We start from the raw sequence: 14,688 nt of genomic DNA, 5'->3' as shown, positions 1-14,688 counted from the left end.
TATCTGCTGTTGCTTATATTGTGGTTTCATCTTGACCAAGACAGGACAGGCGCAAGAAACACTTTTAGAAAATAAGTATGTCATACGAGACCTATAGGTTTTTAACGCGTTTAATTTAATATTAAGTTTATAGAATGAAGAAAAAGAAGGTACTATGGCTAAATATTTAAAATTGAGCGTAAGCATTATTAAACAAGGGTATATAAATCATATAAAGGAGGTGGCCCAAAATGGAAAAAGTAAGAATTAATTGTGACATTGAATTGGCATATATCCGTGAGGGTCAAGGCTTTCCTATCATTTTAATTCATGGCTTAGATGGCAATCTTGCTTCTCTATGTAACTTGAAAGACGAATTAAAAAACGACTTTGACGTCATCATTTATGACGTTAGGGGACATGGCAAGTCATCCAAGCCCAATGCATTTCGTTTGAAAGATCATGTAGAAGACTTATATATATTGATGCATAAATTAAATGTTAAAAAGGCACACTTAATAGGGCATGACATGGGCGGTCTCATTGCTAAGCATTTTTCTGATGAATATGCATCGATGGTAGAGTCATTAACATTAGTTGCCTGTAATTTAGTAGATAGTGTATTTGAATTAAATAAATTAATGATTGAACATGAAGACGAAATAGAAGGTTTTGATAAATCTGAATCTTTATTATTATTACTGCCTTATATATACAAAGACAAAGAAAAGGCTAAAAAGTGGTTTCAATCACAGCTTATTTATAATAGGCAATCAGCTGAAGATAGCGCCGTTGCTACACGAGCTTTAATGCAATTTCCAGTATTTAACAAGGATACTATAATTGAAGAAACAGACATACCTACTTTAATCGTTAATGGTAAATACGATCCTTTTGTTACTGAAGAAATGTTGAATAAGTATAAACAAGTGTTTAAAAAATTAACCTTGGTTGAATTTAATCAATCAGGCCACGCTCCCCATATAGAAGAACCGAAACATTTTTTAGAAGCTTTTTTGAACTTTATAAAACCGAGCGTGTATCAAGAGTAATGAACTAGCTGAGCTATTTAGACTGTCGACAAAGTCTCTGATTTTGTCGACAGTTTTTTATGCACACTTTTCACGGGCACAGCCTCAACTCATAGTGTTACCACATCAGAATAAATAACTACCAATAAAAAATGCAGCTTATTATAAGAAAATATCATTCGGGTATAGAAATCATGAAAACTTGGGCAACTATATCTTATTAATTTCGCGACTTTATGCTTCTTATATTAAAAAAGAGATTAAGTAACCTAAGAATGTCTAAGCGAAAAAATTTGTCTCAGACCGCTTTGGCAAAGCGCCGCATAAAAAAGTCTGAATCATTTAGTCATGACCCAGACTTTGAATTATTTATAGATGTATTATGTGAAAGAAAAAGCTGTTTATACTTCTTTTTCATCATTTGCTGCTTGGATACGTTTGTCGACACGTGATAATAATTCGTTGATCTTTTTGCGTTGCTTAGAATCAACTAATATTAATACGGTCCTTTCATCGTGCTCATTACGTTTTTTATCAAAGTAATCTTCTTGAGATAAATTTTTAACTGCTTTAACAACTTGTGGCTGTTTATAGTTTAGGTGATTGATGATATCTTTTAAGTAATATTCTTCACTTTCATGTTCGCTAATATATGTTAATACAGCAAACTCCTCGAAACTTATTGAAAATTCTTTTTTGATAATACTCTTTAATTTATCAGCGTATGTTACCATCGCTAATAATTCAAAACAATCGTTAATTTTGGTGATAGCCATGCTTAATTCCTCCCTAATTTATATGCCCAATCAAATATACATATTAAAAATCTTTTTGTATAATAATTTGTCTTAATTCAAAGTTGAATACAAAGTTTTTATCATAATTTACAGCTCTAATAAATTTGGGTAAAATATATTAAAACCAGCATTATTTAGTTTATTATAACTAAATAAAAATAGAAAGTAAACAAAAAAACGTTTAAACATCACAGTAATGATTTAAATTATTAATTCAATTATTTAAATACCAATGATTGAATCATAATTAATGCTTCTCTATTACAATTTGTCACTATTTGATAAAAAACATAAAAGACAAATATCATTTTAAAAGATTATGGCATTTATACTGTACACATTTAATTTTTAAATCGCACAGTATCAGCATTCCTAGCTATGACATCGCCGGGCTTTAATCCTTCAGTTATCAACATAGTTTTTTTATTACCCGATTTTTCTAGTTTAATAACCCTTTTAATAATTTTTTTATTTCTTAGCAGGTAAACGAATTGATCATTATCTATTGCTGTGCGAGGTATTTCAATTTGAGTATTAGGTATTTCAATTTCAACATGACTTCCAAAGAAGTAAGCAGGTTTTGGTGTAATTTCAATTAAATATTTGGAATTTTGAGATGCTTGATTTTGCTTGAGTGGCAGTGTAGAAATTTGCTTTATTTCTCCGCTAGAAGTCCTCCCGTTCTTGGCTTTTATTTTTAATTTATCTTTTACATGCAAAAAGGGGCGGTCGTTTTCAGAAACCTTTGCTCTTATGATAGGTGTTGCATCGTATATTTGAACCAATGGTAACTTATTTAAAGAAGAATATGTGTAATTTATGTTAATTATACCAGAGATAGGAGCGAAGATGGTTGTGCGTAATTGAGGTTGTAGTTGCGCAATTTCAGTTTCTAGATTTTTTATAGCTAAATCATAGTTCGTAGATGCGTATGTTTTGTTTTGAGTTAATTGAGCGAGTTGTCTTTGTTTTAAAGTAATGCGCTGTTCGATTTGGGGATTATAGTATTCGAAAAGTGGTTGATTTTGTGCTACCTTCGATTGGTTTTGAACATACCAATCATGTATGGCGCCCTTAGTTGGATTATAATCGATTGTGATTAACTGAGAAGGCTCTTGTTTGCCTATGAAGTATTGGGGCTTTTTGTAGGTAACCTTTATCGTTTCAATTTGGTTATTTGCGATGAAGGTTGTTTTTGATTTTAAATATAACCATAAAAATAATGCAGTTGTGCTAAATAAGATAAGCAATGCGAGTAGTAGAATACAGATACGTTTCAATAATTTATCACCTCTAATGTTTTAATGTAATGATTATACTGTGTTTGTATCTTTTCTGCCATATAAAAAAAGCGTTATCCACCATTTTTTAAAAGTAAATAACGCTGTGCTTTATTTATTAAAATAATCTTAAAAGTATAATACCAATCATCATTGCAATGATGCCGATGATTTTTCTTTTGGTGATTTTGTTTACAAATGTGCCTAATAGACCAAAATGGTCGATGATAATTCCCATCAACATTTGACCTAACATCACAATGATTGTAGTTAATGCTGCACCAAGATGAGGCATTAGTATAATATTTGTAGTAACAAAAATTACACCCAAGATACCACCAATGAAATAAATAGGTTTTAATTTACCTTTTTGTGAATGGTAAGTAGTCATTTTAAGTGTTCTGTTGAAAATCATTGTTAAAATAAATAATGTTATTGTTCCAATTATAAATGAGATTAATGATGCTAATATAGATGAATGCACTTGTTGGCCTAAAGCACTGTTGATAGCTGTTTGTATTGGAGGACAAAAACCAAATATAAATCCAATTATGAGCCAAATATAAACTTTAGAATTCATATTTTTATCTTTTGGGTTTCTGCGTACTTAATTCATAAGAATGATCCCCAAAATTAAAAATAAGATACCTAACACTTTAAATATAGTAAAAGGTTCTACATCTGCGCCGAACCAACCGAATGTATCAATTGTAACGCCCATAATAATTTGTCCAGCGACAGTCATAACTACTGTTAAGGAAGCGCCCAATCTTGGAAGTAATAATAAGTTCCCAGTTAAAAATACTACCCCAAGTATACCACCGATAAACCACACATAACTCAAAGTTTGGTCACTATAAAATTGTGTAGTAAAAACATGCGGATTTGTAATTAAATTAATCAAAATTAAAAAGATTGTGCCAGTAGCAAAAGAAATGGTTGAAGCATAAAATGAGGATTTTGTATAAAGACTCAACCTTGAATTAATTGAAGTTTGGAATGGAACAACCATTCCAGCAATGATGCCTACTAAATATAAAAGAATCATTAAATCACGCTTTCTATAGAGATAACTTCATTATATAGGAAAGATGCAGATATGCCTATATTATTTTGTGGTCGTGTATAAATCTGTACATAAAATGATGTACACAATTAAAGAAATATAATAAAATAGTTACATTGATTGATTTTTAAAAGTAAAACGAATCAATCAAAATTATAAAAAATACTCATAAAAATTAGGGATCATTATTTTATGGTAATTTAAATATTTAAAGAAGCGGTGGCAATTTACATTGAAACAACTTTCGATTATACGCTTATTAGATGAAGAAACGTTTTTTATAAGCGCAGGAAGTAATGAAGGAGTTCATAAAGGTCAATTTATAGAAGTTTTAAATCCTAGAAGATCGTATAAAAACCTTGCCCAAGTTATTGAAGTGTTTGATCAGTACACGATGTGTAAAAAATTGGGGAAAAGTAAAGTGTTTTTCGGTGATACAGTTAGGTTGCGGCCTTGCAGGAATAGTTAATGCAATGGATAGTGATAAGGATACGTACAAAAATTGTAATTACGGCTTAATTGGAACATCTATGATTACTGGAACGTATTTTTCGCATATTAATAGATAAAAGGCTGGGACACCATAAATTCAATGATGCCTCAGCCTTGAGTTTAATGTTGGTATTAGTTGATAAGGTGTTACTTTTCTAAAGTGCTAACGCTAAAGTATCACTTCTCAATTTTATCGCGTTAGTGATATGATGCATGGGCATTAGTTCATGTAACCCACTTGGCCTTAGTATCATCCCATGCAAGTGTATTAATAATTCTTGTATCCCTTTTAATGTTAGTTAGCACTTATGCATGATATTTAGTTTATATAGCTTTTTTGGTCTTACTACACCTTAATTAAACCTCAAAAATAAGTTTTGTAGATTTATCGATGATTTGTGCCGCATGTACCTTCGTTGGAATGCCAGCTTTTGGTCTTAATATATCTAGTGTAATCAACTTATTCATTCCATCTTTTACAGCACTTTCATTGATGAAGTGTTCAATTTTCGGTATTTGTATTTTAATATCTTTATTCACGGCGTCAATAAATACAAGTTCTAAAGTTTGTGTCATCTTAGTTTACCTCCTTAGTTCACTGTTTCAGTTTTGATAATTTCAACAGTTTCAAATTTTTCTCCAGTAATTTGTTCGATAATAGATTTAAAGCTTTTAATTTGGTCAGTAGTTGCTTCAGTATTTAAATTTGCAAAATGACGCTTGAATTGAGTAGCTTTACCATCTTTATCATAGGATGTGCGCGACATGGTGACTGCTAGTTGACTGATTTGATTCATTTGTGTAACCTCCTTTCACTATATATATCGTTTTTCATTTGCAAAAAGGGCAAAAAAATTTAAAAAAATTAGACAAAATACTTTCATGTGACAAAATCATGATATATCATTAAATATGGAACATTAATGAATTCAGAGGTGAATGTATGAATCAAGTAGATCCTATTAGAAATATTAATGAGATAAAAGCGATGTACGAAGCGTTAAAGTCTAAGTCACAGCGTGATTATCTATTATTTAAGTTTGCTATACATACGGGTGTGAAACTTTCTTCTTTATTAAATTTAAACGTGCAAGATGTAAGAATTGAAGATAAGGGTGTAAAATATTATTGGGTGGAGACGCACGCCCCTAGGATTCAAATTAGATTACCAGAAACATTAAGAAATGAATTAATGGCATATATCACAGAACAACAATTAGAAAATGGTGAACTTTTGTTTCAGTCAAATAGGACACTAAAAGGTCTATCTAGGCAACAAGCTTACCGTATTATTCATACTGCCGCAGAAGATTTAGGTATGTTACACATTGGTTTGACAACGTTGCGAAAAACATTTGCGTATCATGCATACCAATCTGGTATATCTATATCAATTATTCAAAAATATTTGGGGCACCAGACCACGTTTGAAACGATGAAGTTTATTGGTATCTCTACGAAATCAAGCAAAACAACAATAGCTTTAAATTTATAAATTATACTTAAAGGGGGGATAGAATGAGTTTCATTTATCTACTTAGTGCGATTATTTTAATAATGGTAGTAGTATTGCTTACGATGACAAATCGTAAATTTCACAAAATTTCTGGTCTAATAGCTTTAATAGCACCAATTATCTCTTCTGTTTACTTTTTGTGGCAAATACCGCAAGTGATGAAGGGACAATTTGTCTCAGTAAAAATACCATGGCTCACCTTAATAGATATCAACATAGATTTTAAGCTAGATGGATTAAGTTTATTTTTTAGTTTGTTAATATCACTTATTGGGTTAGCAGTGTTTTATTATGCAACACAATATTTATCAAAAGAACATGATCACTTACCACGCTTTTATATATATTTATTACTATTTATGTTCAGTATGTTAGGTATTGTGACTTCAAATAACACTATTTTGATGTACGTGTTTTGGGAACTGACAAGTGTATCATCTTTTCTACTCATTGCTTATTGGTACGATAAAGGAGCAAGTCAGTTTGGCGCTATTCAATCATTTATAATCACAGTATTTGGTGGTCTTGCATTACTGACAGGGTTTATCATGATTTACACTGTGACAGGAACTAATTCTATTTCATCTATTATTGCTCAAAGCGACAAAATAGCCGAAAGCAATTTATTTATACCAATTATTATTATGTTACTATTAGGCGCATTTACTAAATCAGCGCAATTTCCTTTCCATATTTGGTTACCCAAAGCTATGGAAGCACCAACACCGGTGAGCGCTTATCTACATTCTGCCACAATGGTTAAAGCAGGTATCTTTTTACTATTTAGATTTACACCTGTTTTAGGTCTAAGCGATTTCTATATATATTCTGTTACCTTTGTAGGGTTAATAACGATGATTTTTGGCGCAATTAATGCCATACGTCAATATGATTTAAAAGCCATCTTGGCTTATTCTACGATTAGTCAATTAGGTATGATTGTTTCGATGGTCGGACTTGGCGGTGGTTTTGCACAACATACCACTGGTGAGCTCTCAAAAATTTATGGACTTATACTCTTTGCGGGTCTGTTTCATTTGATGAACCATGCGTTATTTAAAGGTGCATTATTTATGGGCGTAGGTATTATTGACCATGAAACAGGCACAAGAGATATCCGTAAATTATCTGGTTTAAGGAAAGTACTACCGATTACGCATATAGTTATGTTACTTTCTGCCTTATCTATGGCAGGTATACCATTCCTTAATGGGTTCTTAAGTAAGGAAATGTTTTTTGAAGGTTTGGTAAGTTCACATCAATTACCACAATTTAATTTAATTTTAACTATAATGATTGCATTTATAGGCGTGACTGCCAGTATATTTACGCTTATTTATGCAGTTTACATGATTAAAGAAGTGTTCTGGGGTGAATTTAAAAAAGCAGATTTACCAGTACAAACGCCTCATGAGCCATTTTTATTTACATTACCTTCTGCAATTATGATGATTTTGTTACCGGTCGTGTTCTTTATACCAAATTTATTTGGTCATTATATTATTTTACCGGCATTACGAAGTATCACAATTGGAGAAAAAGTAGATGACATCGCACCACATATTTCTCAATGGCACGGTTTTAATTTACCACTGATATTAAGTTTAATTGTAATTGTTGTAGGATTTATAGCAGTGTTTAAAATTAATTGGAAAAAGCAAGCAGAAAAAATTAAAGTTAAATCTATTACAGATTTATACTTAGATTCATATAAACAATTTGAAAATTATTCTGGATATAGTATTCGCACATTGATGAATAACCGTTTGAATCACTATATTACATTAACATTAGCTATTTTCATCATCGTAGTGGTCTACGGTATTATTCAAGCTGGTTTTCCGGATGTTAAACAGATACATGTCAGTGAGTTTGGTCCATTAGAAATTATCACATTAATCGTTGTCTTTATTTTAGGTATTGCCTTAACATTTATTCGACAACGTTTAACGATGGTTATATTAAATGGTATCGTTGGTTATTGTGTAACAATATTTTTCATCTTGATGAAAGCACCTGATTTGGCATTAACACAACTCGTAGTTGAAACCATTACTACTATATTGTTTATCGTAAGTTTTTCACGTTTACCAAACGTTCCACGTACGAAAGTGCATAAAAAACGTGAGGCCGTCAAGATTATCGTTTCATTAGCAATGGCAATTATCGTAGTGATGCTTGTCTTTATTGCTCAACAAGCTGAAACGATGCCAACAATTTCTACTTTCTATCATGATGCATATGAATTAGCAGGTGGTAGAAATATTGTAAATGCAATTCTCGGTGATTTCCGTGCTATGGATACCTTATTTGAAGGAATGGTATTAATTATCGCTGGTTTAGGAATCTATACATTACTTAACTTTAAAGAACGGAGGGGTCAAGATGAAAGAGAATGATGTAGTCTTACGCACAATCACCAAAATCGTAGTCTTTATATTGTTAACATTTGGCTTCTACTTGTTTTTAGCTGGGCATAATAATCCGGGTGGCGGATTTATTGGTGGACTTGTCTTCAGTTCTGCATTTTTATTAATGTTCTTGGCCTTTGATGTTAAACAAGTATTAGTCGCTTTACCGCTTGATTTTAGAATATTAATGATTATTGGTTCATTGGTGTCATTTGCTACTGCTGTCGTTCCAATGTTCTTTGGTAAACCGTTCCTTTACCAAACTGATGCACATGTCCAATTGCCGATATTAGGCGAAGTACATTTAACAACTGTGACAATATTTGAAGCTGGTATTGTATTAGCGGTAGTCGGTGTTGTAGTGACGGTTATGCTTTCTATAAGTGGTGGTCGCTCATGAACTTGATATTATTAATGGTTATTGGCTTCTTAATATTTATAGGAACGTATATGATATTATCCGTCAACTTAATACGTATTGTTATTGGTATCTCAATTTATACGCATGCAGGAAATTTAATTATTATGAGCATGGGTAAGTACGGTAAAAACATGGTTGAACCACTTATTGGTGAAAGTAGCAAAAACTTTGTGGATCCATTGCTACAAGCGATTGTATTAACTGCTATTGTGATTGGTTTTGCTATGACTGCGTTTTTACTTGTGCTCGTATATAGAACGTATCGAGTAACTAAAGAAGATGAAATTGATGTGCTAAGAGGTGATGACAATAATGATGAGTAATTTATTAATTCTACCATTACTTCTCCCAGCAGTCTGCGGGCTCGTACTTGTATTTATTCGTACACAGAGTAGGCTTTCAAGAATTTTTTCAATTGGAACAATGGCTGTCACGACACTTATATCTTTATTATTATTGATTCATGTAATGAGAGATAAACCAATTGCTTTAGATTTCGGTGGATGGAAAGCCCCGTATGGCATTCAGTTTGTGGGTGATTCATTAAGTCTATTAATGGTAACTACTTCTAGTTTTGTCGTTACATTAATCATGGCGTATGGCTTTGGTAGAAAGGAAAAACGAGCCATCCGTTACTATTTGCCGAGTTTTATTTTGTTTTTAACAGTCGGCGTGATTGGATCATTTTTAACAGCTGATTTGTTTAATTTATACGTTATGTTCGAAGTGATGTTACTGGCTTCGTTTGTGTTAGTCACGTTGGGACAATCAGTCGAACAATTACGTGCAGCTATCATTTACGTGGTTCTTAATATATTAGGTTCTTGGTTACTATTATTAGGAATTGGCTTGCTGTATAAGCTAACGGGTACTTTGAATTTTTCATTAGTTGCCCAAAGATTAAGTGAAATGCATGGTGAAAGTTCAGTTGTCATCATTTCGATGGTGTTTTTAATTGCTTTCAGTGCGAAAGCAGCACTTGTGTTGTTCATGTGGTTACCAAAAGCTTATGCAGTATTAAATACTGAACTAGCAGCATTATTTGCAGCACTGATGACAAAAGTAGGTGCTTATGCGTTAATTCGATTCTTTACATTATTATTCGATAGTCATAATGGTATTACGCATCCACTGCTTGTATTTTTATCTTGTGTAACTATGTTAATAGGTGCGTTTGGCGTACTAGCTTATCGAGATATAAAAAAGATAGCAGCATATCAGGTTATCCTTTCTATTGGATTTATCATATTAGGTTTAGGATCAAATACATTTGCCGGTGTTAATGGCGCTATCTTTTATCTGGCGAATGATATTGTTGTAAAAACATTACTATTCTTTATAATTGGTAGTTTGGTGTACATTACCGGTTACCGACAATACAAAAATTTATATGGTTTAGCGAAACAAGAACCATTTTTTGGCGTAGCTTTTGTGGTGATGATTTTAGCAATTGGAGGCGTACCACCATTTAGCGGTTTCCCAGGTAAAGTGTTTATTTTTGAAGGAGCACTTGAGAATGGTAACTACATTGGTTTAGCATTGATGATTTTAACTAGCCTAATTGCCATGTTTAGCTTGTTTAGAATCTTCTTTACCATGTATCTCGGTAATGCTCAAAAAGGAGAGCCATTAGAATTTAAATCAGTTCCTACATACCGTAAAGGTTTGATAGGCGTGCTTGTTGCAACAATATTAGCGATGGGCCTGGCAGCGCCATTAATTTTTAAAGTGACAGATAATGCTACCCACATGAATATGGATGACGGATTATATGAAAAAATGGTGAATCCTCATTTAGTGAAGGAGGATAAATAATGAGACAAGTCTTACTTAATATGGTCATTGCGTTTTTATGGGTGTTATTTCAAGACGAAGAATCTTTTAGAGCCTCTACCTTCTTCTCGGGTTACTTGATTGGTTTAGTAGTTATCTATATACTGCATCGCTTTTTCGGCCAACAGTTTTATTTGAAAAAAGTATGGGTGGCTATTAAATTTTTAGCTGTTTACTTATACCAGTTAATCACATCAAGCATGACAACCATCAATTATATTTTATTTAAAACGAAAGATTTAAATCCAGGCTTAGTGACGTATGAAACGACATTGGAAACAGATTGGGAAGTTTCATTTTTAACTATACTTATTATTATTACACCTGGTTCAACGGTTATAAGAATTTCAAAAGAAAGAAAGAAAATCTTTATACATGCAATTGACATTTCAGAGAAAGAAAAACAGAAACTGCTAAAAAGCATTAGACAATATGAAGGTCTCATATTGGAGGTGGCAGAATGATCGAATCATTGATAAATTTCTTTATAACTAGTTCAATTATTTTATTTGGTATTGCGTTAATCTTAACTTTATTTAGATTAGTTAAAGGACCAACTACTGCTGACAGAGTGGTTGCATTTGATACTGCTAGTGCGATATTAATGTCGACGGTGGGCGTGTTAAGTATTGTATTTGGTACTTTTTCATTCCTAGATTCTATCTTATTAATCGCGATTATTTCATTTGTGAGTACTGTGTCTATCTCTAGATTTATAGAAGGGGGGCATGTCTTTAATGCAAATAACAAGCGAAATCGTTAATTTAATTGCAGCTTTTATGATGTTTTTAGGAAGTATTATCGCTTTAATTAGTGCGATTGGCCTAATTAAATTCCATGATGTATTTTTAAGAAGTCATGCCTCTACGAAAAGTTCTACATTGTCAGTATTGTTAACACTTGTTGGCGTGATTATTTATTTTATTTCTTCTCAAGGGTACCTAAGTGTCAGAATGATTTTAGCATTGGTATTTATCAATTTAACCTCTCCTGTTGGAGGGCATTTAATATCTAGAGCAGCATATCGTACGGGCGCTTATATGTACCGAAAAAGTGATGCTCCTAAACAAACAAGTATCTTATTAAGCGCTACAGAAAATGATACGTTTGATCAATTAAAAAAACGTGCTCAAGTACGTGAACAACGCAGACGTAAAGTAAATGAAAAAGAACAAGACATATATTAATTTTAAGCCTTTCTTTACATTGTTAAAATAAAGCATTATAGAAAATACGTCATTTATAGATGAGCAGATTAGAAATCAATGAATTAACCTTTAATTTCTAATCTGTTCTTTTTTTATGGCTCTTTGTCAAAGAAGACTGATATAAAAATCAGCCCTGTTTAGTATAGAGCCTTTTTTATTGATATAAAGCGTGCAGTATTATTTAAATTATATTTGGTGAAAATATTATTTTTGAAGTGCAATCCGTTTCAGGGGTTACTAAAAAAATGATAAAATAATACATATCTGTAATTGTGTTAATTTTAAAAAGCATATCTATTAAAAATAATAACTAGATATGTAAGAGTTTGAGACACAATCTGTTCATTAAAAACGATGGTATTTTTTGTTTCAACCTCAACAATTATGAAAGTCATTAATGTTGAAAAGAGGTGAAACCATGCAAATATTTGAAACAATACTGATATTTTTAGCAGTAGTTATTGCAAGTTCCCTTGTACATATCGCCTTACCTAAAATCCCCCTAGCTTTTATCCAAATTATGCTCGGTATGTTATTGTATATTACGCCGATACCTGTTGAATTCCATTTTGACTCAGAGCTATTTATGGTTGCACTAATAGCGCCATTATTATTTGTTGAAGGTGTAAAAGTGTCTCGTGTCCATTTACGCCGGTATATCAAACCAGTATTAATGATGGCCTTAGGACTTGTGGTCACAACGGTTATAGTAGTTGGATTGTTTGTGCATTGGATATGGCCTGAATTACCATTAGCTGCTGCATTCGCATTGGCCGCTATTTTGTGTCCAACTGATGCAGTAGCTGTTCAAGCAATTACAAATGGAAAAATTCTTCCAAAAGGTTCTATGACAATTTTAGAAGGTGAATCATTGTTAAATGATGCTGCGGGTATTATTTCTTTTAAAATTGCTGTAGCAGCTTTAATCACAGGTGGATTTTCAATGGTAAATGCTGTTGAACAATTTTTAATATCTTCAATAGGCGGATTTATTGTAGGTTTAATTATTGGTGTTGCCTTAGTTAGATTCAGAGTATCACTTTCTAGAAGAGGTATTGAAAATGTAAATATGTTTACATTTATACAGCTTCTAACCCCTTTTATTACATATCTCGTTGCTGAAATGTTCCATTCATCAGGTATTATTGCAGCAGTGGTAGCAGGATTAGTACATGGTTTTGAACGTGATCGTATCGCACAGGCACGTACAAGGTTACAAATGAGTTACAATCATACATGGAATATATTAAGTTATGCTTTGAATGGTTTTGTATTTTCTATTTTAGGATTTTTAGTTCCTGAACTTGTCGGGAGAATTATAGAAAATGAACCACATAATTTTATCTTTCTAATTGTTGTTACGGTTTTAATCGCTTTAGCAATATACTTATTTAGATTTTTATGGGTTTTTGTTTTATATCCTTATTTTTATTTACCAATCAGTCCGTTCCAAAAAATACTTAGCAACTATGAAGATAATGCTAATGTTTCAGAGACACCACCCAAACGAGGCATGTATGCTTTTATCATGACATTATGTGGCGTGCATGGAACAATTTCTCTGGCTATTGCTTTAACATTACCTTACATGTTGGCGGATCACCATTCCTTTGTGTTTAGAGATGATTTGCTATTTATTGCGTCAGGTATGGTGGTCATGAGTTTAATCATTGCGCAAATTGTGTTGCCAATGGTGACACCTAATGCAGTAAAACCAAAACAACGTGGTATGAACTTTAAGCAAGCGCGTATATATATTTTAGAGAAAGTGATAGAACATTTAAATCAATTATCATCTGAAGCATCTAGTTTTTTATACGGTAACGTCATTAAAGATTATCATGATAAATTAGCTTTTCTTAAAACGGTTGAAAATGAAGATGAAAATACTAAAGAACTAGAAAGATTGCAAAAAATCGCATTTGATGTTGAAAACAATACACTTAATAGCTTAGTATCTAATGGAGATATTACAACGAATGTTTTAGATAACTACATGCGTTATGCTGAACGTACACAAGTTTATAAACAGTCTTCTTTAATCCAACGTATCAAAGTTGAATTAAAAGCATTTATTTTAAAAAGTAGAATTAAGACAAAAGTAAAAACCAACGCTGCTTCGTCTTTATCTGTGATTGATAACTTGCGAGAAATTTCTAATGTAATGAGAACAGTGCATTATCGCGTGGTAAGTCGTCTAGGTAAAGAGACGACTGAAGAAAATAAATTAGAAGTGGGCATGATTTGTGATAGTTATTTAATGAGAATTGAAAACTTAACACCTTCGAATTTCTTTAATCCTAAAAGTGAAACGTCAATCACTAAAATTAAGTTGGAGGCACTTAGAGAGCAACGTCGCGTCTTGAATGAACTTGTTGAAGATGAAGAAATTAACGAGGTAACTGCTTTGAAATTACGTGAAGCCATTAACTATGATGAAATGATTATTGTTGATAGTTTAACGGATTAAGCTATCAGTGAAAAACAGATTCCGATATCGGAATCTGTTTTTTTGGTGAATTGAATTGTATAAATGAAATGAATTTTTTAGGATATAAAATGATTTGAGCTAAAATTCCCTTTTTCATTAAAAATCTCCATCAATGGGGGGAGGAGCCAACCATTGATGGAGTTAAGGGAGATAGATGATTTAA

15 protein-coding genes and 1 pseudogene are annotated in these 14,688 nt (G+C 32.2%); 11 read left to right on the top strand and 5 right to left on the bottom strand.

What is annotated here, in order from left to right:
• Positions 1 to 230: 230 nt before the first annotated feature.
• Positions 231 to 1,031, top strand: a complete 801-nt coding sequence (locus KA894_RS06495) for an alpha/beta fold hydrolase (RefSeq protein ID WP_103373493.1) — start codon at positions 231 to 233, stop codon at positions 1,029 to 1,031.
• Positions 1,032 to 1,411: 380 nt separating this feature from the next.
• Here KA894_RS06495 and sarA read toward each other — a convergent pair whose 3' ends face one another.
• From sarA to KA894_RS06480, 3 genes and pseudogenes are all read right to left on the bottom strand, one after another.
• Positions 1,412 to 1,786, bottom strand: coding sequence for a global transcriptional regulator SarA (gene sarA, locus KA894_RS06490; RefSeq protein ID WP_096810816.1), 375 nt, complete (start codon positions 1,784 to 1,786; stop codon positions 1,412 to 1,414).
• Between the two features lie 362 nt (positions 1,787 to 2,148).
• Positions 2,149 to 3,087, bottom strand: a complete 939-nt coding sequence (locus tag KA894_RS06485) for an efflux RND transporter periplasmic adaptor subunit (RefSeq protein WP_182478033.1) — start codon at positions 3,085 to 3,087, stop codon at positions 2,149 to 2,151.
• Positions 3,088 to 3,205: 118 nt separating this feature from the next.
• Positions 3,206 to 4,135, bottom strand: a pseudogene (locus KA894_RS06480) (DMT family transporter).
• Positions 4,136 to 4,385: 250 nt separating this feature from the next.
• Here KA894_RS06480 and KA894_RS06475 point away from each other — a divergent pair.
• Complete coding sequence (locus KA894_RS06475; RefSeq protein WP_096810813.1) at positions 4,386 to 4,622, top strand: hypothetical protein; 237 nt, start codon at positions 4,386 to 4,388, stop codon at positions 4,620 to 4,622.
• 380 nt (positions 4,623 to 5,002) lie between these two features.
• Here KA894_RS06475 and KA894_RS06470 read toward each other — a convergent pair whose 3' ends face one another.
• Both KA894_RS06470 and sroA read right to left on the bottom strand, forming a co-directional pair.
• Positions 5,003 to 5,221 carry a DUF2922 domain-containing protein gene (locus KA894_RS06470; protein ID WP_096810812.1) on the bottom strand — a complete coding sequence of 73 codons (219 nt, stop codon included), beginning with the start codon at positions 5,219 to 5,221 and terminating at the stop codon, positions 5,003 to 5,005.
• A 14-nt stretch (positions 5,222 to 5,235) separates the two neighbouring features.
• On the bottom strand, positions 5,236 to 5,442 hold the full coding sequence (sroA, locus tag KA894_RS06465; RefSeq protein WP_096810811.1) for a sigS mRNA-stabilizing protein SroA: 207 nt from the start codon (positions 5,440 to 5,442) through the stop codon (positions 5,236 to 5,238).
• A 146-nt stretch (positions 5,443 to 5,588) separates the two neighbouring features.
• On the opposite strand from sroA, the gene KA894_RS06460 reads away from it, so the two are divergent.
• The 9 genes from KA894_RS06460 to KA894_RS06420 all read left to right on the top strand — a co-directional run bounded on the left by KA894_RS06460 (position 5,589) and on the right by KA894_RS06420 (position 14,504).
• Positions 5,589 to 6,140 carry a tyrosine-type recombinase/integrase gene (locus tag KA894_RS06460; protein WP_096810810.1) on the top strand — a complete coding sequence of 184 codons (552 nt, stop codon included), beginning with the start codon at positions 5,589 to 5,591 and terminating at the stop codon, positions 6,138 to 6,140.
• 23 nt (positions 6,141 to 6,163) lie between these two features.
• Entirely contained in the window at positions 6,164 to 8,560 is a 2,397-nt protein-coding gene (locus tag KA894_RS06455; RefSeq protein ID WP_103372815.1) for a DUF4040 family protein, read from the top strand.
• Positions 8,547 to 8,972 (top strand): Na+/H+ antiporter Mnh2 subunit B, encoded by a 426-nt coding sequence (mnhB2, locus tag KA894_RS06450; RefSeq protein ID WP_096810808.1) that lies wholly within the window; start codon positions 8,547 to 8,549, stop codon positions 8,970 to 8,972. The genes KA894_RS06455 and mnhB2 overlap by 14 nt, the downstream gene beginning before the upstream one ends.
• The gene (gene mnhC2 / locus KA894_RS06445; protein WP_096810807.1) at positions 8,969 to 9,316 is read left to right on the top strand and encodes a Na+/H+ antiporter Mnh2 subunit C; all 348 of its coding nucleotides are present in this window, start codon (positions 8,969 to 8,971) and stop codon (positions 9,314 to 9,316) included. The genes mnhB2 and mnhC2 overlap by 4 nt, the downstream gene beginning before the upstream one ends.
• Entirely contained in the window at positions 9,306 to 10,808 is a 1,503-nt protein-coding gene (gene mnhD2, locus KA894_RS06440) for a Na+/H+ antiporter Mnh2 subunit D (RefSeq protein WP_096810806.1), read from the top strand. Before mnhC2 ends, mnhD2 begins: the two co-directional genes overlap by 11 nt.
• Positions 10,808 to 11,290 carry a Na+/H+ antiporter Mnh2 subunit E gene (gene mnhE2, locus KA894_RS06435; protein WP_096810805.1) on the top strand — a complete coding sequence of 161 codons (483 nt, stop codon included), beginning with the start codon at positions 10,808 to 10,810 and terminating at the stop codon, positions 11,288 to 11,290. The genes mnhD2 and mnhE2 overlap by 1 nt, the downstream gene beginning before the upstream one ends.
• Positions 11,287 to 11,589: a Na+/H+ antiporter Mnh2 subunit F gene (gene mnhF2, locus KA894_RS06430; RefSeq protein WP_019468408.1), complete on the top strand. Its 303-nt coding sequence runs from the start codon at positions 11,287 to 11,289 to the stop codon at positions 11,587 to 11,589. Before mnhE2 ends, mnhF2 begins: the two co-directional genes overlap by 4 nt.
• Positions 11,564 to 12,013, top strand: coding sequence for a Na+/H+ antiporter subunit G (locus KA894_RS06425; RefSeq protein WP_103372816.1), 450 nt, complete (start codon positions 11,564 to 11,566; stop codon positions 12,011 to 12,013). The genes mnhF2 and KA894_RS06425 overlap by 26 nt, the downstream gene beginning before the upstream one ends.
• 439 nt (positions 12,014 to 12,452) lie before the next feature.
• The gene (locus KA894_RS06420) at positions 12,453 to 14,504 is read left to right on the top strand and encodes a cation:proton antiporter (RefSeq protein WP_103373007.1); all 2,052 of its coding nucleotides are present in this window, start codon (positions 12,453 to 12,455) and stop codon (positions 14,502 to 14,504) included.
• Positions 14,505 to 14,688: the final 184 nt, after the last annotated feature.

The organism is Staphylococcus sp. GDY8P131P (genome assembly GCF_017891975.1).
GTDB lineage: Bacteria > Bacillota > Bacilli > Staphylococcales > Staphylococcaceae > Staphylococcus > Staphylococcus nepalensis.
This window is presented reverse-complemented; position numbering and strand designations above follow the sequence as displayed.

Excerpts from the sequence above, each read along its gene's own strand:
- KA894_RS06495 (WP_103373493.1), top strand. The coding sequence starts at position 231 with ATGGAAAAAGTAAGAATTAATTGTGACATTGAATTGGCATATATCCGT.
- sarA (WP_096810816.1), bottom strand. The coding sequence starts at position 1,786 with ATGGCTATCACCAAAATTAACGATTGTTTTGAATTATTAGCGATGGTA.
- KA894_RS06470 (WP_096810812.1), bottom strand. The coding sequence starts at position 5,221 with ATGACACAAACTTTAGAACTTGTATTTATTGACGCCGTGAATAAAGAT.
- sroA (WP_096810811.1), bottom strand. The coding sequence starts at position 5,442 with ATGAATCAAATCAGTCAACTAGCAGTCACCATGTCGCGCACATCCTAT.
- KA894_RS06460 (WP_096810810.1), top strand. The coding sequence starts at position 5,589 with ATGAATCAAGTAGATCCTATTAGAAATATTAATGAGATAAAAGCGATG.
- KA894_RS06455 (WP_103372815.1), top strand. The coding sequence starts at position 6,164 with ATGAGTTTCATTTATCTACTTAGTGCGATTATTTTAATAATGGTAGTA.
- mnhB2 (WP_096810808.1), top strand. The coding sequence starts at position 8,547 with ATGAAAGAGAATGATGTAGTCTTACGCACAATCACCAAAATCGTAGTC.
- mnhC2 (WP_096810807.1), top strand. The coding sequence starts at position 8,969 with ATGAACTTGATATTATTAATGGTTATTGGCTTCTTAATATTTATAGGA.
- mnhD2 (WP_096810806.1), top strand. The coding sequence starts at position 9,306 with ATGATGAGTAATTTATTAATTCTACCATTACTTCTCCCAGCAGTCTGC.
- mnhE2 (WP_096810805.1), top strand. The coding sequence starts at position 10,808 with ATGAGACAAGTCTTACTTAATATGGTCATTGCGTTTTTATGGGTGTTA.
- mnhF2 (WP_019468408.1), top strand. The coding sequence starts at position 11,287 with ATGATCGAATCATTGATAAATTTCTTTATAACTAGTTCAATTATTTTA.
- KA894_RS06425 (WP_103372816.1), top strand. The coding sequence starts at position 11,564 with ATGCAAATAACAAGCGAAATCGTTAATTTAATTGCAGCTTTTATGATG.
- KA894_RS06420 (WP_103373007.1), top strand. The coding sequence starts at position 12,453 with ATGCAAATATTTGAAACAATACTGATATTTTTAGCAGTAGTTATTGCA.